Source organism: Paraburkholderia sp. RL18-085-BIA-A (genome assembly GCF_046027075.1).
Classification (GTDB): Bacteria; Pseudomonadota; Gammaproteobacteria; order Burkholderiales; family Burkholderiaceae; genus Paraburkholderia.
Genome location: NZ_JARESU010000041.1, coordinates 31,247 through 48,857, shown reverse-complemented (window position 1 = coordinate 48,857; position 17,611 = coordinate 31,247). Strand labels below are relative to the sequence as shown.

Sequence of the window (17,611 nt, the reverse complement as noted above, 5' to 3'; positions counted from 1 at the left end):
GACTCGTTTCCTCGATTATTCACTCGCGTCGTTCAACACGTCCACCGCCGCGCGACACGCGCCGGCCAACTGTTCGCGCATCAGGTCCTGCACGTTCGGCGAGCGGTTCACAATGGCATCGCGAATTTTGACCGCCTGACTGAACGACGCCTGCATTCGGCCGCCGCGCGCCATCGCAATGCGTCGCAGGCGCCGCACAGGCCCTATCAATCCTGCGTGACTGTCCTGCAGTGTGCGGTTGTCGGCGATCGTCATGACGATTGTGTAGAAGCGGTCTAGCGCATCGACGTAACTCGCCGGATTGTCGGCATTGACGCTCACTTGCATCGCTTCGATCACGTCGTCGAGTTGCGCTGTGCCGAGCGCCGTGATGCGCTCCGACGCGAGTTGCACGGCAAGACATTCGAGCGCCGCGCGCACCGTATAAATCTCCTCGACGTCACGTAGCGTCACGGCGCGTACGTACGCGCCGACGCGCGGCAGGACCGCCACCAGTCCCTCGCGTTCCAGCTGCGCGAACGCCTCGCGCATCGGTGTGCGGCTTACGTTCAACTGCTTCGCGACCTGCACTTCTGAAAGGTGGCTGCCCGGCGCGAGCACGCCCTCGACGATCGCCTCGCGCAACGCGGGCACCACCACGCCTTCGCTCAATGAGTCGCTCGATGCATGGACCGTGCGCATGCGCGAGTGATACTTGCTCGCGATCTTGTCTAGCGAATGTGCGCCTGCATGAGCATCTTTCACGCGCTTCGGCGCGGCGGCTTCGACGGTCTTGACCGCAGTTTTGCTGGAAGGCATTGACACCTCGTGATCATGTGAATACGCTGTATACAGATTATACAACAGGAGATGTCATGGATCGCAGTCCATTGCCGCAGCCGGTTTTGATCGAGCGAGCGGGCGACGTGCTGACCTTTACGCTAAATCGACCGGACGCGGGTAACGAGGTTTCCGGCCCGATGTTCGACGCGATGACAGCCACGTTGCGCAGCGAAGTGGCCGAGCCGACCGCGCGCGTGCTGCGCATCCGTGCGAGCGGCAACGCTTTCTGCACGGGGCGCGAACGCGCCGCGCGCGATGCGGTGTCGATCCGTTCGGAAGTCGCGCGGCTGATCGAACTGAAGCGCCTCGTGCGCGGCACGTCGATGATTTCGATCGCGGAAGTGCAGGGCGATGCGCACGGCTTCGGCTTCGGACTTGCGATTCTGTGCGACTTCACACTTGTCTCGTCGCGCGCGACGCTCGCGTTTCCCGAGATGCGCAAGGGCTTGCCGCCTGCCGCGATCATGGCGTATGTGGGCCGCTATGCTTTGCCGAAGGCGCTGTTTCCAATGGTCCTGTTGGGCGACACGTTGACGCCCGCCGCCGCGTTGCAGGCGGGGTTGATCACGAAGGTCTGCGAGCCCGCTGCGCTGCGCAGCGATGCCGACGCGCTCACCGATCGCATCCTCGCGCTCGACGACGCGGGCGCGCGCCAGTGCAAGGCATTCTTCCAGGCGGCGGAGGAAAGCACGATCGAACAGAACTTCCGAAGCGCGACCGACATGCTGACCGTCGCGAGCCTGCGCCTGATGCAGGGCCGCTGAGCGCAAGCTCACCCCCATCGAAGTCCATACACGGCGAGCGCGAACTTATCGCGGGACGGCTCGTTTGCGTAGCACGCCGGCGGCAACCATCTTGCATGGACCGGAGTAAGCGCTAAAGCGCCAGTTCCGGTCGACAGGAGACAGACATGAACGTCAACGCAGGCCCACGGCTCGACCGTTTGCCGATGTCGGGATTTCATCGGCGCATCATGTGGTTGATTGGCATCGGCATGTTCTTCGACGGCTTCGACATCTACGTCGCGTCGACTGTGCTCGGTGCAACGCTGAAAACCGGCTTCTCCACACTCGGCCAGAACGCGGTTTTCGTGTCGCTGACCTTTCTAGGCATGATGCTCGGTTCGCTCGGCACTGGCTTTCTCGGCGACCGCTTCGGCCGCCGCTTCACGTATCAGGCGAATCTTGCGGTGTTCGGACTCGCCTCGCTCGGCGCGGCGCTCGCACCGAACATGAGCGTGCTGATTGCGTGCCGCTTCGTGATGGGCCTTGGGCTCGGCGCGGAAAACGTCGTCGGCTATTCGACACTGACCGAATTCGTGCCGCCGCAAAAGCGTGGCAAGCTACAAGGACTGATGGCTGTGTTCGTCGTGTCCGGGTTGCCGGTCGCCGGGCTGATCGGCCTGGCGCTGATTCCGGCGTTCGGCTGGCGCGCGATGTTTGTTCTGGGCGGCTTCGGCGCGCTGGGCGTCTGGTATGCGCGCAAGTCGCTGCCCGAGTCGCCGCGCTGGCTCGACTCGGTTGGCCGTCACGCAGAGGCAGACGCGATCCTGCGACGCATCGAAGACGAAGTCACGCACGCGCGCGGCGGTCAACCGCTGCCGCAGCCTGCCGTTGCGAAGACGCCGGGTCAGGCCGCGGCTTTGCTGTCGTTCGGCTCACTGTTCAGCGGCACGATGCTGCAACGGATGATCGTCGGCTGCGTGACGCTCGTCGTCATCAATACGCTGCTGTACGGCTTCGTTACCTGGCTGCCGACCTTTTTCGTGCATCAGGGCTTCAGCATCGCGAAGTCGTTCGGGTTCGCGCTCGTCATGTCCCTCGGCGCGCCAATCGGCTCTGCAATCGGCGCATTGACAGCGGACTCGTGGGGCCGCAAGCCGACCATCATCGGCGCGTCACTCGCGGCTATCGTGTTCGGCGCGATCTATCCGTTCGTCTCGAATCCGCTGCTGCTGCCCCTCGTCGGCCTGTTGCTGACCATTCCGATCTACGTGCTGGTCGCGCTGCTGTTCGCGATCTACGTACCCGAACTCTTCCCGACCGAAGTCCGGCTGCGCGCATCGGGCATCTGCAACACGCTGGGTCGCGGCGCGACGATCGTGACGCCGTTTATCGTCATCGCGCTGTACGCGCAGCACGGCATTGTCGGTGTACTGGCACTGATGATCGGCCTGCTCGCCATTCAGATCGTCGTCGTCGCGTGGCTCGGCGTCGAGCCGACCGGCCGGCGTCTCGAAGACCTGCAACCCGCCGACCCACAGACACGCGATGGGGTGCGCACAGATGCGCATGCATCGCCTCTCAAGTGAACCACCTGGAATTGATCTCTATGGACACAGTGAACCAAACACATCTCGATGCACAGCTTTTCATCGACGGCGCATGGACGGACGCCGACACCGGCCGCACGCTCGACATCGTCAATCCGGCGACGGGTGAAGTGATTGGCACGCTCGCGGCCGCGTCGGAACAGGATGTGGCCCGCGCGGTGCACGCGGGCCATAGCGCGTTCGAAAGCGGCGCGTGGCGCGACATGCCGATCCAGCAACGCGCGCGCGTGCTGAATCGTTTCGCCGATCTGTTTGAAGCGGACCTCGAACAGTTTTATAAACTCGAAACGTTGAATAACGGCCGGCCGATCTCGGAGACACGCGCGCAGATTTCGCGTCTGCCGCAGTTCTACCGATACTTCGCGGCGCTTGCGCTGACGCGCCGCAGCGACGTGATTCCGATCGAAGGGCCGTACCTGTGCTACACGCAGCGCGTGCCGCTCGGCGTCGTCGCGTTGATGACGTCGTTCAATCATCCGCTGATGATTCTGTCGAAGAGTCTTGCGCCCGCGCTCGCGACGGGCAATAGCGTCGTCATCAAGGCGTCCGAGCAGACCCCGCTGACCACCGTGCGCCTCGTGCGTCTGCTGGATGAAGCAGGCGTGCCGAAGGGCGTCGTGAACGTCGTGAACGGCGAAGGGCGCGAAGCGGGCGCGGCGCTCGCGCGGCATCCGCTGATCCGCAAGGTCGTGTTCACGGGCGGCACGGAAGTCGGCCGCTCGATTGGTGAAGCCGCGGCGCGCACCTTCGCGTTGACGACGCTCGAACTCGGCGGCAAGGGCGCGGTGATGCTGTTCGACGATTTCGACATGGAGCGCGCGGTGAACGGCGCGGCGTTCGCGGCCTTCATCGGCGCGGGACAGACCTGCGTGTGCGGCGCGCGGATTCTGGTGCAGAAGTCGATCTATGCGGAGTTTCTCGAACGCTTCCGCGCGAAAGCGGCGGCCATTCGCGTAGGCGATCCCGCCGATGTGAAGACACAACTCGGTCCGGTGATTTCCGACCGCTCGCGCCAGCGCATGCTGGCGATGCTGGAGCGTGCGAAGGCAGCGGGCGCGAAGGTGCTGACGGGCGGCGGCGTACCGTCCAACCTGAAGCAGGGCTTTTTCATCGAGCCGACGGTGCTGTATGACGTCGATCCGCGTTCGGAGATCGGTCAGGATGAAGTGTTCGGGCCGGTCACCGTCGTGATGCCGTTCGACGACGAGGCGGACGCGATCCGCATCGCCAACGACACCCAGTTCGGTCTCGCCGCTTCCGTGTGGACGCAGGACGTCGCGCGCGCGCATCGCGTGGCGAGCAAGCTCGAATTCGGCATGGTGTGGGTCAACGATCACCACCGGCTCGACCCGGCGTCGCCTTGGGGCGGTTTCAAGAACAGCGGCGTGGGGCGCGAGACGGGCGTCGAATCGTTCGATCAGTTCAGCGAGCCGCGCGCGGTGACGATCAATACGAGCGGCAAAACCGTCGACTGGTATGCGGACGATGGCGAACTGAAACGTCTCAACTGATTCTTCTGGAGTGACGCAAGAGGCTGACATCGCTCACGGCCGCGACCGGTTTTTCGGCGGCCGGAACTGTCAAATTATCGGTCGACGAATGGCCGAACATGAATGACGTAAGGAAACCTAATTTAAGCTGCAAGGCGCTCCAGCATTGGAGCGCACGTCACGCTTTCCCAGGCCTCGAAAGCTTCGGTTCGTAGCGTCCGCCGTTGCCCTGCGTCGGTGTGGTAACGGCAATGCATGAAGAGATTGGCGACCTGGTGGTGGACCGAAGCGAAACGTTGCAGGTGATGCGCCGATTTGAAGCGGCGCATCACCTTCTCGCGCACTCGCATTGGCTGGTGCGAGTTTTCCGCCCTGTTGTTCAGCCCCTTGTGCTGACGGTGTTCGACGTTGATCCCCAGATCCCGGTTCGCGGCCGCGTAGCTCTTGCGCTTGTCGGTGACAAGTACACGCGGCGCACGGCCGTGCTTCCTGAGCAGTTTGCGCAGCAGGCGCCTGGCTGCGTGCAGGTCGCGCCGGCTTTGCACTAGCACGTCGAGCACCGCGCCATGCTGGTCCACCGAACGCCACAGCCAGTGCTTCTTCCCGTTGATCGTGACGACCACTTCATCGAGGTGCCACTTGTCGCCTCGCGCCAGGGCCGTGGACCGGTTACGCCGGGCAATGCCCAGCCCAAAATTCATCGACCAGCGCCGCACCGTCTCGTAGGTCAGATCGATGCCACGGGCGGCCAGCAACTCCTCGACCATGCGCAGGCTCAGCGGAAAACGGTAGTGCAGCCACACCGCGTAGCTGATCACATCGGGCGGGAACCGGTAGCCGGCATAGCAAATGGTGCCGGTTGACGGCGTGCGCTGTGGCAAAGTCGTTCGTTTCATGCCCGAGATTTTCGCCCTATCTCCCTCAGCCAGCCAACAACGTGACGATGCCGGCCAATCGTCGACGCCGAGCCAGGTCACTGTCAAGCTTTCATTACGACATCGCTTCTGAATGCCGAATCACCCGATTTTGTTAGCCCACGATAGAAAATGGCCCACCTGGCATGCCATCAAAAACGGTATGCCAGTGACGTATCGGTGTTTTCGCTAGTTGTTATGTTTAGGTATCTAAGTATAAATTGATGAGCGTCGGGACGCGCCGTTGGCGACTGTCCCAGGTGTCCAACCAGAAAGGGGACATGCGTGGAATTGACAACCGATGTGGCAGCAGGCGCCGTGCGACGTCGCCGGGTTTCCGGCAAATGGTTCATTATCGGCGGCGCCATTGTCGTCGTTGCGTTGCTTGCGCTGATACCGCTGACGTTTCTGTTCTGGCAGAGCTTCTTTACGCCGCAAGTCGCCGATTCGCCGGCGGTTGCCACACTCGGCAACTACGTCACGGCGTTCGGCAGTTGGCGAACGCTGCATACGTTGCTGACGTCGCTGCGTTTTGCGTTCGGCGCCGCGCTCGTTTCGTTCGTGATCGGCACCGTGCTCGCCTGGATCATCGAACGCACGAACACGCCATTTCGCAAGCTCTTCTATGCGATCACGATCGTTCCTCTGATCATTCCGAGCATCCTGTTCACCATTTCGTGGATCTTTCTCGCCAGCCCGAAGATCGGTGTGCTGAACGTCGCGTTCGCATCGCTGTTCGGAATCAGCAAGCCGCTATTCAACATCTACAGCATCGGCGGCATGATCTGGGTCGATGGCCTGCACTATTCGACGATGGCTTTCCTGCTGATGTCCGCCGCGTTTCGTGGCATGGACCCGTCGCTCGAGGAATCGTCGTTGATGTGCGGCGCGGGAATCGGGCGGACCATGTGGCGCATCACATTGAGGCTCGCGTTGCCGGCGGTTGCGTCGACGATTCTGATCCTGTTCGTGCGGGCGCTCGAATCGTTCGAGGTGCCCGCCTTGATCGGACTGCCAGTCAAGCTGCAAGTCTTCACGTCGTCGATCTATGAAGCGATCGAGCAGTATCCGAGCCAGATCGGCCTCGCTTCGGCGTATTCGATGCTGCTGGTGGTTATTACCTCGGCGTGTCTTTATCTTCAGGCGCGCGTCACCGGTCGCAACGAACGCTTTGCGACGATGACCGGCAAGGGCTTCCGTCCACGTGTCGTCGATATCGGCCGCTGGCGCATTGCCACGGTCGGCATCTTTGTCGTGTATTTCCTGTTGCTCGTCGCGTTGCCGTTCGTCGTGCTGCTGTGGTCGTCGCTGCAAAAGTACTACCGTTCGCCGTCGCTCGACGCGCTGCATCATCTGTCATTCGACGCGTACCGATACATTCTCCATTTGTCCGTGCTGCGCGGCGCTGTGGTCAATAGCCTCGTGCTGTCGGCCGGCTGCGCGACCGCCGTGATGCTGCTCAGCGCGGTGGTGAGCTGGATCGTGATCAAGACGAAGCTGCCGGGCCGGGCATTCCTCAATCATCTGGCCTCGCTGCCGCTGGTGTTTCCGGGGCTCGTACTCGGGCTGTCGTTCATGATCGTGTCGCTGAAGGTCGACATCGGGATCTATGGAACGCTGTGGATTCTGCTGCTCGCTTATATCACCCGCTTCATGCCATATGGCATGCGCTACACGTCGACGTCGATGACGCAGATTCACAAGGAGCTAGAAGAGTCCGCCGCGATGAGTTGCGCGACGTGGACCACGACCTTCTACCGGATCGTCCTGCCGCTGCTCAAGCCAGGGCTGCTGGCGGGTTGGATCTACGTGATGATCGTATCGATTCGCGAGTTGTCGAGTTCGGTGCTGTTGTATAGCCCGGGCTCCGAGACGGTCTCGATCGTGATCTGGGAACTGTGGCAGAACGGCCAATATGTCGAACTGTCGGCGCTAAGCGTGATGCTCGTGATCGCGCTGCTGGCGCTCGTGTCGCTTGCGCAGTACGTCGGTGGGAAATTTGGTGTGAAAGCGAATCATCGCTGACGTGCTTCATCTTTTTGCATCACGCAGGAACGATTTTTCCGGAGAAAGACGTGCTGAGTGTACAAGCCCTGAATACCGAATACGTGGACGGCAACAACGTGCGGGTGCGCGCGACGCGCGACGTATCGTTCGAGGTACCTGCTGGCAAGCTCTTCACCTTGCTCGGCCCGAGCGGCTGCGGCAAGACCACGACATTGCGCTCGATCGCGGGACTCGAAAAGCCGGTTAGCGGCTCGATCTCGGTGAACGGCATTACGATGTATGCGTCGGACACGGACACCTTTGTGCCGCCCAATCGCAGGCAATTCGGCATGGTGTTTCAGTCGTACGCGATCTGGCCGCATATGACGGTGTTTCGCAACGCCAGTTTTCCGCTGGAAGTCGGCGCGAAGAAATATACGAAGCGCGAGATCGAAGAGAAGGTGATGCGTGTGCTGACCGCGGTCGGTCTCGACCATGTCGCCGATCGCGACGCGACCCGGATGTCGGGCGGTCAGCAACAACGGCTCGCGCTGGCGCGTGCGCTCGTGATGGAGCCCAAGTTGCTGCTGCTCGACGAACCGCTGTCGAATCTCGATGCGAAGCTGCGCGACAAGATGCGTTTCGAGCTCAAGCGGATGCAACGTGAACTGCGCATCACGACGATCTACGTAACTCACGACCAGGAAGAAGCGCTGGCGCTGTCGCATGAAATCGCGGTCATGAAGGAAGGTCAGATCGTACAGAAGGCGGCTCCGCGCGACATTTACGATCTGCCGAATAGCCGCTTCGTCGCGGACTTTGTCGGCTCGACGAATTTCATCGACGGCACAGTGCGGCATGGCGAAGCCGATGGCGGCAACATCGTAATCGATTCGGCTATTGGCACGATGGCGGTCGCCAACGCGGTCGAATGCCGCGACGGCGAGGAGGTTGTGATTTCCCTGCGGCCGGAGAATGTGCTGGTGCACGAAACGCGTGAAGCGGCGCAAGGGCAGCGCAACGTTTTCGAGGGAACGGTGCACGCGAAAGTGTTTCTTGGCGAAACGCTGGACTTTCAGATCAGCGTCAACGGGCAGATCGTGCTGGCCCGTGTGCATCCGTCGCATAAGACGCCGGTCGGTCAACCGATCTGGTTTTCGGTCGATCCGGCGAGCTGTATTGCGCTGCGCAGCGAGCGCACCTGACCGTCACGCGCTCAGATGCGACAACGCTCGCCATGACCGCCGACTGGGCGGACATGGCGAGCGTTTTTACCGCTGGCCGATCAAGTCGATGCGTGCAGGAAGATCTGATTGAAGGTCTTGGTCCACGCCATCTTTTCTTTCAGCGACAAGGCGGGGTCCACTAGCGTCATCTTCGTGCCTTGCAGCGGGGACGCCACGGTCCGGTTGGTCGGCACATAGTCCAATGACGCCAGGATTCGCTGCGCGTCGACCGACAGCAGATAGTCGTACAGCAATAGCGCGGCCGCGGGATGCGGCGCGCGGTTCGTCACGGCGATGCCGTTTGCTCGCGCGGCGGCCGGCTCCATCAGGAACCAGTCGATCGGCGCGCCCTTGCGTTTCGCCTGGGCCGGCATGTAGTTGTAGACCTCGAGTCCGAGCGGTACTTCGCCTGCGGCCACGAGATTGGTGAGCAACGAATTGCCGACGCGGGCGGACACGCCGTTCCTGTCGACGAGCGTCCTGAAAAATTCGATGCCGTTGTCGCGCCCCATCTGCGTCGCCACGGTCGCAAACCAATCGGCGCTCTTCGCTTCGATGCCGAGCTTGCCCTTCCAGTGAGGCGCGAGCAGATCGTTGAAGGTCGTGGGCAGTTCGCTTTTCTGAATCAGACTCGTGTTGTACGCCTGCACCCACACCGACAACATCGTCGCTGCCCATTGGCGATGCGCTGGAATCGTCTCCGGCATCAATTGATCGAGAGCGGGAGAGGCGACCGGTTGCAGCAATTTCTCTCTGCGGAGCGCGTCGAGAAACGAAGACCCGGTATGCACCGCGTCGACGATATAACGCCGGCCTTGCGCTTCGGCGACGCAGCGCTGCACGACCTGTTCATCGCCGGCGCGCCATACGTTCACCTTGATGCCGTAGCGGTTTTCGAACGGATCGATCAGCGGAGCAATGTCCGATTGTGCGATCGATGTGTAGAACGTCAGCTCGCCCTCGGCTTTCGCCGCGCGCAAGATGCGTTCCGTGCGATCCGTACCGGTGTACTGGGCGAGCGCCATGTTCGGCGAGATGTTGTCCGCGGCCAGCGCGAAATTCACGGAACTGGCGAGAGGCCATAGCGCGCACAGCTTCACGACCGAGCGTCGGGTAGTCATGATGTCTCCAATGATGTTTTTATAGTAGGCGGTGCTACCGCCTATCGCCAGGCCGTCGCTAAGCCGCGACGTCGAAGTTGCCGCGCCACACGGCGTCGAGCCGGCCGAATGTGCCGGCGTCGAGTGGTGCTGCGCCAGACACGCGGCACAGTTCTTCCAACTGATTGCGCGCGGAAAAGCCGCCGAGCACGGTCGTGACGCCGGGATGCGAGAGGACGAATCGATACGCGGCCTGCGCGAGCGTCAAACCCGATTCCTGTGCGAGGAACCGCAGTTGCGCCGCCTTGTGGCGCGCGTCGAAGGTCGCCGCCGAGTTCGGATCGACACCGCGTGCAAGCGGATGACGCTGCGAACCCGACACGCTTTCGTCGGTCAGGAAGCCGCCCGCGAGCGCGCTGAAAATCGCGGCGCCGCAGCCGCGTTGCGCGGCGGCGCCGATCACGTCGCCACCGTCCCGGTCCACCAGCAAGCCGGGCGGGCAACGCATGCCGGCAGTGGGATTGAGCAGCGTATAGGACACGTTGATCATGCTGAATAGCCCGGTATTTAGCAGCGCGTTGACTTCGGAGGCGTCGTTGCCGCGGCAGATAAAGCCGATATGCCGGGCTTTACCGTCGCGCAGGATTCGCTGCAAGCCGTCGAGCGCGCCGTTCGGACGCAGGAAGTCGTCGATGCTCAGCGTCTTGTAGCCGAGTCCTTCGAGCGCGGTTGGACCGGCGCGCGGTCCGTTATGAATTTGCAGTATGTCGAGACATTCAATGCCGAGGCGCCGCAGGCTCGCTTCGGTCGAGCGCACGACGTGCCCGGCAATATCGTCGAGATCGGTCACGCGGACCTCGACCTTCGAGTTGATCAGCGGCCGTGCGCCGATGGCTTTCAGCACGGCGCCGAGATTTTCTTCCGCGGCGCCGTTGCCATAGTCCGGCGCGTTGTCGAAATAGTTGATGCCGAGCTCCAGCGCGCGTTCGACGATCGCCCGCTGTTCGTCGAACGTACCGCGCACCATCAACCCCGCATTGCCGCCGCAGCCGAAGCCGATCTCCGAAACCTCGAGACCGCTCAAGCCGATCTTTCTGTAGTGCATCGCTCGTTCCTCACCCGCGGTAAACGGCGAGCAGCAAGCGCGATGAGGTCATCGCGCGCTGCGCGTTAAGAGAATGGGATCATTCCGGCTCAGCTGGCGTTCGCGTCGGCGCCTTCCGTTTCGCGTCCCGCTGTCTCGAACTCTTCGATGCGCCGATGCAGGTCCTTCACAAGCTCGAGCGCCGGGCCGTAGCGATCCGCATCGTCGTTGAAAAAGCCGCGGTGATACAGCTTGCGGAAATTGTGCTTGAGCAGCGGCTGGCTGTAATCGGGCGCGGCGCCTGAACCGTAGATGATGTCCGGCGATTCGCGATAGAAGTTGATCGGCTCAAGGCCTTCTTCGACGCGGCGGATCTGCTCGTCGAGTTGACGGCGCAGTAGCACGATCGGAATGTCGGTGCGGCCGAGCAATTCGGCGCTGCGATCGGTGATCGCGCCTTGCGCGTCCCAGACCAGCGCATCCTGCGCGAGCACGTAGTCGAGAATGGGTTTGCCGTGTTCGTCGAAGCGCGGCGGTTCGTACCACGGCACGGAATCCTGTTTGGGCGCATCGACACCGGGCGGCGCCGCATAAACCTGGTAGCAGATGTGGTACGTGTGCGTGTCGTCGACCGGCACGCGAATCTGGTATTCGCTGCGCGGCGCACCGGTTTTGCCGGTCTGTGTGAAGAACGGGAAGATGACGGTCGAATGTTCGCGGGAGTAGTCGGAATCGGCGCCCAGGTCTTTCGAATAGCGTACGCCCTTCGAGATTCCGGTTGTGGTCTCGCTCGCGTACAACTCCTTGATGCCGATGCCGGTTTTCAGGCGCGTATGCAGCGTGTGTTCGGCGCGTGCGGCGGCTTCCTCATAACGCCCTTGCTGTTCGAGCACGTACTGGAACATGTGTCCGTGCGCCCACGCGCTGTGGGTCGGATCGCCCGTGTTCTCATGGCACTGCAGCCAGTTGCAGTTGATGTGCATGATGCCGATCTGGCGGATCGCGTTCGGCCACACGAACAGGTCCCAGCGGGGCAGTGCGGGCGCCGGCGCCGGGCCCATGTAGGCGAACACAAGGCCGCCGAGTTCCTGCACCGGATAGGCCTTCAGCTTCTGCTTGATCTCCCCGCGCGGCGTTGCTTCCATCGGCCGCTCGACACACTTTCCGCCTTCATTGAAGAGCCAGCCGTGATACGGACAGCGCAAGCCGCACTCGTCCGGAATGCCGAACTGCAGATCGACATTGCGATGCAGGCAACGGTCGCCGACGAGGCCGAGCGTGCCGCTCTTGTCCTTGTACAACACCAGGTCTTCGCCTAGCACGCGTACCTTGCGGACCGGGTTGCCGTCGAGTTGCGAATAGGGTGCGATGGGAATCCAGTAGCGGCGCATCAGTTCGCCGCCGGGCGTGCCCGGACCCACGCGGGTCAGGCGCTCGTTCATTGCTGCGGTCAGCATGTCGTCTCCAGGTATTGGGGGGCGGTCACGGTGCTGGCGGGAATCTGCCGCACCGCATTGGCAGGTCCAGAATAGGTTTCGCCTGGTGGTCCGTCAAGCGGTACAAATTCTGTTCGACAGAACATCAGACGCGGCGTATAAATGCGGCAATAGATGGCTGATGGAGGTGATGAATGGAGACAGAACTCGCAGTATCCAAAAGTGGCGACGACGGCGGGCGCACGCGCGTCGAAGCGGTCGAACGGTCGCTGTCGCTGCTGCAATGTTTCAGGCAGCCGGGCGAGGCGTTATCGCTGGCGGTGCTCGCGCAGCGCTCGTCGTTTTACAAGAGCACGATTCTGCGACTCACCTCGTCGCTCGTGTACATGAAGTTCCTGGAGCGCGATGCGGCCGGCAAATATCGGCTCGGCTCGGAATTGCGCCGGCTCGGCGCGTTGAGCGCGGCGCCCGTGAGCGTCGAATCGCTGGTGCGGCCGGCGCTGCAAAAACTCTCGACGTTCACGCGAGAAACCGCTTCGTTCTACGTGCGTGACGGCACCGAGCGGATCTGCCTGTATCGCGTGAATTCACCGCGCTCGGCACGGCACCATCTGGACGAAGGTTCGCGTCATCCGCTCAAGGGCGGCGCCGCGGGCAAGATTCTGTGCGCGTACGACCCCGAGTTCGCGAACGAAGAAGCCTTCGTGGCGATCCGTACGCGCAACTGGGTCGTCTCGAAGGGCGAGCGCGATCCCGATCTGGCGGCCATCGCTGTTGGCCTGACCAACGAGAGCAACGAACTGCTTGGCGCTTTGACCGTGTCGGGCCTGCTCACGCGCTTCACGCCGGATCAGATCAAATCGTTCCGCAAGCTGCTGATCGACACGGCCAACGAGTTGCGTCCACGTCTGCCGCCGCTGCGCATCATCAACCAGAAGTACGACGCGTGATGCCTTGCGCGCCACGTTTCTTCGAAGCAATCCGAGGCTTGCAATGGATATGACCGTAACAAAACCCGCTCACACAGCCGACGCCGCCACCGGTGCACAGGGCGCGATCAGCATGCGCCTGACATCGATCCGCTATGCGGCAGACGATATCAACCTGTACGAGATGCGCAGGCTCGATAACGGCATGCTTCCCGCTGCCGAGCCAGGTGCGCACATCGACGTGCATCTGCCGAACGGCATCATGCGCCAATACTCTCTGGTAACGGCGGACGGCGATCCATGCTCTTACGTGATCGGTATCAAACGGGACCGCGCGAGCCGGGGCGGCTCTGCGTTCATTCACGACCGCCTGCGTGTGGGACAGACGTTGAGCGTGGGGGGGCCCCGCAACAATTTTCCGTTGCTCGAAACGGCGGAGCATACGGTGCTGGTGGCGGGCGGTATCGGCATCACGCCGGTCTGGGCGATGGCGCAGCGCTTGCATAAAGTCGGCCGCTCCTTCGAATTGCACTATGCGTGCCGTGAACGGCGCGAGGCGGCGTTTCTCGATCAACTGGCGTCGATGCCGCAAGCGCATCTGCACGTCGACGCGGAGTGCGGTGGACGTCCGCTCGACATCGCCTCGATCGTCGCGCGTGCGCCGCAACGCGCTCACTACTATTGCTGCGGTCCGCTACCGATGCTGAACGCGTACGAGGCCGCAACGGCTTCGCTTGACCCGGCGCAGGTGCACGCCGAATACTTCATGCCCAAGGCCGCGGCGGCGTGCGAAGGTGGTTATGTGGTCGAACTGCATCGTACCGGACAGACGTTCCCGATCCCCGAAGGCAAGACGATCCTGCAGGTGCTGCGCGAAGGCGGCGTCGCTGCGCCGTATTCGTGCGAAGAGGGAATCTGCGGTGCTTGCCAGGTGAAGGTGATGTCGGGTACGCCCGATCACCGTGACAGCATACTGTCGGATCGCGAGAAGCAGGCCGGCGACACGATGCTGATCTGCTGTTCCGGTTCGAAGTCGGATCGGCTCGTGATCGACTTCTGACTACCCACGATGAGATGAAGCCTGCCTTCAGACAGGCAGGCTTCAACGGGTTCGCGGCACTAAAACGAATCAGCCTGCGATGATGATGATGCGGGACTTCGCGTGTGCCGCCGCTATGCCGCTATGCTGCTATTTCGCGCGCGCCGGCCGCCGTGTCGCGCGGGCTGCGCTGCTCGGGATACACATAAGGACCCAGCCGGCAGATCGAGATGACGGAGAGCAGCACAAGGCCGGCGAACACCCACAGCGCGACGTGATACGAATGCAGCAGGTCGTAGCACAGGCCCGATGCGAAGATCATGATGCCCGCGCCCCAGCCCCAGCAGGCCCACATGCCGCCGCAGACGCGGCCGAACAGCCGCAGGTCGAAATAGCGGCTGACGATGAACGTGATGATGTCCGCTTCCGCGCCGATGCTCACGCCGATCAGCGCAGCCGACGCCATCGCCAACGGCCCGGTCGCTCCCGCAGCGAAGATCACGACGCCGCACAACGTCAGCGTGAACGACATCGCCGCGACGTAGGGGGCGTGAACGCGATCCATCAGGTAGCCCGCAAACAGCCGGCCGACAGCGGACGTGAGACCCGCGATCGACAGCATGCTCGCAGCCGCACGCACCGTTTCGCCACGGTCGGTCATCATCGGCACGAGTTGCGACAGCAACGCGAGCAACACGCCCGACATGCAGAAGATCGAGATGCCCAGCAGACGGAATGTGCGGTCGTGCTTGAAGATGCTCCACAGAGACGGCAGCTTGTCCGCCGGTTGGTGAGTATGGCGTAGCAATCTGGCGTCGAGGCCAGGCGGCATTTTGACGAGGAAATAGAGCGCCGGAATCGATACGGCCGCCATCAACGCGGCGACGCCGAGATAACCGGTGCGCCAGCCGAAATGACGCAGCAGATAGCCTGCGTATTGCGGCATCAGCATCGCGCCGAGTGCGGTGCCGCCCACCGTCAGCCCGAGCGCGAGCCCGCGCCGATGGTCAAAGCGCGCGCACACGACTTTCGCGTACGGCAGCGCGTTGCTGCCCGGGGCGAAAAAGCCGACCATCACGAACACCAGGCAAAAGAGCGGTAACGACACCGGGATTACGCCGACCAGCGCGATCGACAGCGCGAACATCGCCAGGAACAACAGCGTGGGCCGCCTAACGCCGAACCGGTCGATCAGCGAACCGAGCACGATCGTGCCGGGGCCCATTGCGAACTCGAAGACCGTCAGGCCGAGCGACACCTGCGCACGGCTCCAGCCATTCTGTGCGGCGATCGCCTTGATGAACGTGCCGAACATGAACGCCGAAATGACGCCCGCGCCGACCGACAGGCACAGCGCGCCGCCGACGACGGTCCACCATCGATTGATATCCTGCTTCAACTGTCTCTCTCCACATCGTATATCCGCGCCTGCGTCTTGCCGGCAGTTGTGTCGCGGTGCGGGGTTGGTGCGCAAGCGGCCGCCGATTGCCGCCGCCGCACGTACATGTGCTATGTGATGCCGATGTTCAGGACGCGCCTAGCGCGTCGAGCAAGTCTCCCAGATATGCACTGCTGCTGGCGAGAACCAGCATCGTGCACCAGGGGCGCAACAGATCGGCGGTAGGCGATCGGCGCACCGTGGTTACATTGTCCATTACGGCTGGATGCGCGGCCGCCGGACGGATCACCGCCGATACGGTCACGCCGAGTCTGCGCCAGGTCTGTGCGGCTAGTGCGGCGACGGTGGCATCGTCGCTGTCGCGTCCGACGATGATCGCGAGATCCGGCGCGCCCAGCCAGGTTGCAATCCGGCCCGACCCCGCAAACATCTCGCGGGACCAGCCGCTGCGCTGCACGTCGCCCATGTCGAGCAGCTCGGCCAGGTCGCTGACGCTGGAGAACTGCACGTTCGAGCGTGCGCATGCGGCGGCGCGCGTTTCATCGTCGTGCCGGTCCAGCGCGACGACTCGCACAAGGCGCGCTTGCGAATTCGGCGCGCCGATGCGGAACCGCGTTTCGGGTGCTTGCGCCGCGGCAGGCACGGACGGAGTTAGGCGAGGGTGCATTACATCCATGGGTCGATCGTCATGTGGATCGCGTCCTCGACACCTTCGCCGCGAAGCGTACGCAATGCAAGGTCCGTTTCAGCGAGGCCGAACGTATGCGTGCTCATCCGCGTGACTTGATGGCGATCGGCGGCAATCAGTTGCAGCGCGAGTTCGACCGACTGATAGCTGTGGCCTCGCATGCCTTTTACCGTCAGAAAGCGCGCGATGATCATGTCGCTGTTGAACTCGGGGATCGGTTTGCGTTTCTGGCCACCGAGAATCACGGTGCCGCGCTTGCGCGCCAGTTGAATCGCCGTCGTGACGGTGGCGGTGCCGCCCGACGCGCAGTCGATGGTCAGATCGGCCATTGCGCCGCCGGTCAGGTCGGCGACCCGTTCGAGCACGTCTTCGGTATCGACGGTGATCGTGTGATCCGCACCCAGCTGTCGGGCCAGTTCGAGGCGGCGCTGATCGGAAGGCGTGGAAAGCCCTGTGATGATGATTTGCGCCGCACCCGCCTCACGTGCCGCGACCACGCACGACAGCCCTTGCTGCCCGGGCCCCTGAATCACGACCGTCTGCCCGGGCCCAGCTCCGCCCTGCAGATAGGCCCATTCAATCCCGTTGCCAAGCGGCAGCGCGAGCGCCGCGTGCCTGGGCGACACGCTCGACGGCACTGGATGAAACACCGTGTTCAGTTCGAGAAACTGATACTGGCTAAAGCCGCCCCAGAAACCGGGCTCGGTGCGCAAGCCGGTTGCACCGTAGCGCATGCCGCCCAGCCGCCAGTCCGTTGCATCGCACAGTCGGAATTCATTGCTCAGACAGTACTCGCAGTGGCCGCAAGGAATGTATTCCTCTAGCGCAACATAGTCGCCTTCTTTCAGGCCCCAGCGTTTGCGCGCGAGCTCTCCGGCTTCCTCGATATGGCCGACGGATTCGTGCCCGAGAATCAGCGGCCCGCGACTTTGCGGCAATTGCTGATAGTACGGACCGTCGCTGCCGCACACGCCGGTGATGGCGACGCGCAGCAAACCCGTCGCCGCTGTGATGGCCGGGCGCTCGAAGTGGCGGATTTCAGTGCGCCCGGGCTCGACGGCCACCGCCGCGCTGAAGCTCGCAGGCGGAGTCGAAGAGCCGGGACCTTGCGATTGCAGATGGTTCATACCGTTTCGGTTCATACCCTATCGCGCGCGGCACCTCGG

Annotated in this window: 15 protein-coding genes; 7 read left to right on the top strand and 8 right to left on the bottom strand. The window is 62.7% G+C overall.

Going from position 1 to position 17,611, the window contains the following annotated elements:
• Positions 1-15: 15 nt before the first annotated feature.
• Complete coding sequence (locus P0D89_RS25425; RefSeq protein WP_408362038.1) at positions 16-798, bottom strand: GntR family transcriptional regulator; 783 nt, start codon at positions 796-798, stop codon at positions 16-18.
• A 56-nt stretch (positions 799-854) separates the two neighbouring features.
• Between P0D89_RS25425 and P0D89_RS25420 the strand changes: the two genes are divergently transcribed.
• From P0D89_RS25420 to P0D89_RS25410, 3 genes are all read left to right on the top strand, one after another.
• The gene (locus P0D89_RS25420; protein WP_408362037.1) at positions 855-1,586 is read left to right on the top strand and encodes an enoyl-CoA hydratase/isomerase family protein; all 732 of its coding nucleotides are present in this window, start codon (positions 855-857) and stop codon (positions 1,584-1,586) included.
• Between the two features lie 146 nt (positions 1,587-1,732).
• The gene (locus P0D89_RS25415) at positions 1,733-3,133 is read left to right on the top strand and encodes an MFS transporter (protein WP_408362036.1); all 1,401 of its coding nucleotides are present in this window, start codon (positions 1,733-1,735) and stop codon (positions 3,131-3,133) included.
• A gap of 20 nt (positions 3,134-3,153) precedes the next feature.
• Complete coding sequence (locus tag P0D89_RS25410; RefSeq protein ID WP_408362035.1) at positions 3,154-4,665, top strand: aldehyde dehydrogenase; 1,512 nt, start codon at positions 3,154-3,156, stop codon at positions 4,663-4,665.
• A 122-nt stretch (positions 4,666-4,787) separates the two neighbouring features.
• Here the strand turns inward: P0D89_RS25410 and P0D89_RS25405 are convergent, their stop codons facing one another.
• Positions 4,788-5,540, bottom strand: a complete 753-nt coding sequence (locus P0D89_RS25405) for an IS6 family transposase (RefSeq protein WP_408362034.1) — start codon at positions 5,538-5,540, stop codon at positions 4,788-4,790.
• A gap of 303 nt (positions 5,541-5,843) precedes the next feature.
• On the opposite strand from P0D89_RS25405, the gene P0D89_RS25400 reads away from it, so the two are divergent.
• A complete protein-coding gene (locus P0D89_RS25400; protein ID WP_408362033.1) occupies positions 5,844-7,583 on the top strand; it encodes an ABC transporter permease in 1,740 nt (579 codons plus the stop codon).
• Positions 7,584-7,633: 50 nt separating this feature from the next.
• On the top strand, positions 7,634-8,749 hold the full coding sequence (locus P0D89_RS25395) for an ABC transporter ATP-binding protein (RefSeq protein WP_408362032.1): 1,116 nt from the start codon (positions 7,634-7,636) through the stop codon (positions 8,747-8,749).
• Between the two features lie 80 nt (positions 8,750-8,829).
• Here P0D89_RS25395 and P0D89_RS25390 read toward each other — a convergent pair whose 3' ends face one another.
• The 3 genes from P0D89_RS25390 to P0D89_RS25380 form a co-directional block, all read right to left on the bottom strand.
• On the bottom strand, positions 8,830-9,891 hold the full coding sequence (locus P0D89_RS25390) for an ABC transporter substrate-binding protein (RefSeq protein ID WP_408377415.1): 1,062 nt from the start codon (positions 9,889-9,891) through the stop codon (positions 8,830-8,832).
• Positions 9,892-9,949: 58 nt separating this feature from the next.
• Complete coding sequence (locus P0D89_RS25385) at positions 9,950-10,975, bottom strand: aldo/keto reductase (RefSeq protein ID WP_408362030.1); 1,026 nt, start codon at positions 10,973-10,975, stop codon at positions 9,950-9,952.
• An 89-nt stretch (positions 10,976-11,064) separates the two neighbouring features.
• The gene (locus P0D89_RS25380; RefSeq protein ID WP_408362029.1) at positions 11,065-12,411 is read right to left on the bottom strand and encodes a Rieske 2Fe-2S domain-containing protein; all 1,347 of its coding nucleotides are present in this window, start codon (positions 12,409-12,411) and stop codon (positions 11,065-11,067) included.
• Positions 12,412-12,584: 173 nt separating this feature from the next.
• On the opposite strand from P0D89_RS25380, the gene P0D89_RS25375 reads away from it, so the two are divergent.
• Both P0D89_RS25375 and P0D89_RS25370 read left to right on the top strand, forming a co-directional pair.
• Entirely contained in the window at positions 12,585-13,340 is a 756-nt protein-coding gene (locus P0D89_RS25375; RefSeq protein WP_408362028.1) for an IclR family transcriptional regulator, read from the top strand.
• Between the two features lie 49 nt (positions 13,341-13,389).
• A complete protein-coding gene (locus tag P0D89_RS25370; protein ID WP_408362056.1) occupies positions 13,390-14,379 on the top strand; it encodes a PDR/VanB family oxidoreductase in 990 nt (329 codons plus the stop codon).
• A 121-nt stretch (positions 14,380-14,500) separates the two neighbouring features.
• Here P0D89_RS25370 and P0D89_RS25365 read toward each other — a convergent pair whose 3' ends face one another.
• The 3 genes from P0D89_RS25365 to P0D89_RS25355 form a co-directional block, all read right to left on the bottom strand.
• Entirely contained in the window at positions 14,501-15,757 is a 1,257-nt protein-coding gene (locus P0D89_RS25365) for an MFS transporter (protein WP_408362027.1), read from the bottom strand.
• A gap of 127 nt (positions 15,758-15,884) precedes the next feature.
• Positions 15,885-16,424 (bottom strand): hypothetical protein, encoded by a 540-nt coding sequence (locus P0D89_RS25360; protein WP_408377413.1) that lies wholly within the window; start codon positions 16,422-16,424, stop codon positions 15,885-15,887.
• A complete protein-coding gene (locus P0D89_RS25355; RefSeq protein ID WP_408362025.1) occupies positions 16,424-17,572 on the bottom strand; it encodes a zinc-dependent alcohol dehydrogenase in 1,149 nt (382 codons plus the stop codon). Before P0D89_RS25355 ends, P0D89_RS25360 begins: the two co-directional genes overlap by 1 nt.
• Between the last annotated feature and the right edge of the window lie 39 nt (positions 17,573-17,611).

What these genes read in the sequence shown, in the direction of transcription:
- P0D89_RS25410 (WP_408362035.1), top strand. Translation starts at nt 3,154, where the DNA reads ATGGACACAGTGAACCAAACACATCTCGATGCACAGCTTTTCATCGAC.
- P0D89_RS25375 (WP_408362028.1), top strand. Translation starts at nt 12,585, where the DNA reads ATGGAGACAGAACTCGCAGTATCCAAAAGTGGCGACGACGGCGGGCGC.
- P0D89_RS25415 (WP_408362036.1), top strand. Translation starts at nt 1,733, where the DNA reads ATGAACGTCAACGCAGGCCCACGGCTCGACCGTTTGCCGATGTCGGGA.
- P0D89_RS25360 (WP_408377413.1), bottom strand. Translation starts at nt 16,424, where the DNA reads ATGCACCCTCGCCTAACTCCGTCCGTGCCTGCCGCGGCGCAAGCACCC.
- P0D89_RS25425 (WP_408362038.1), bottom strand. Translation starts at nt 798, where the DNA reads ATGCCTTCCAGCAAAACTGCGGTCAAGACCGTCGAAGCCGCCGCGCCG.
- P0D89_RS25385 (WP_408362030.1), bottom strand. Translation starts at nt 10,975, where the DNA reads ATGCACTACAGAAAGATCGGCTTGAGCGGTCTCGAGGTTTCGGAGATC.
- P0D89_RS25355 (WP_408362025.1), bottom strand. Translation starts at nt 17,572, where the DNA reads ATGAACCATCTGCAATCGCAAGGTCCCGGCTCTTCGACTCCGCCTGCG.
- P0D89_RS25420 (WP_408362037.1), top strand. Translation starts at nt 855, where the DNA reads ATGGATCGCAGTCCATTGCCGCAGCCGGTTTTGATCGAGCGAGCGGGC.
- P0D89_RS25405 (WP_408362034.1), bottom strand. Translation starts at nt 5,540, where the DNA reads ATGAAACGAACGACTTTGCCACAGCGCACGCCGTCAACCGGCACCATT.
- P0D89_RS25380 (WP_408362029.1), bottom strand. Translation starts at nt 12,411, where the DNA reads ATGCTGACCGCAGCAATGAACGAGCGCCTGACCCGCGTGGGTCCGGGC.
- P0D89_RS25390 (WP_408377415.1), bottom strand. Translation starts at nt 9,891, where the DNA reads ATGACTACCCGACGCTCGGTCGTGAAGCTGTGCGCGCTATGGCCTCTC.
- P0D89_RS25370 (WP_408362056.1), top strand. Translation starts at nt 13,390, where the DNA reads ATGACCGTAACAAAACCCGCTCACACAGCCGACGCCGCCACCGGTGCA.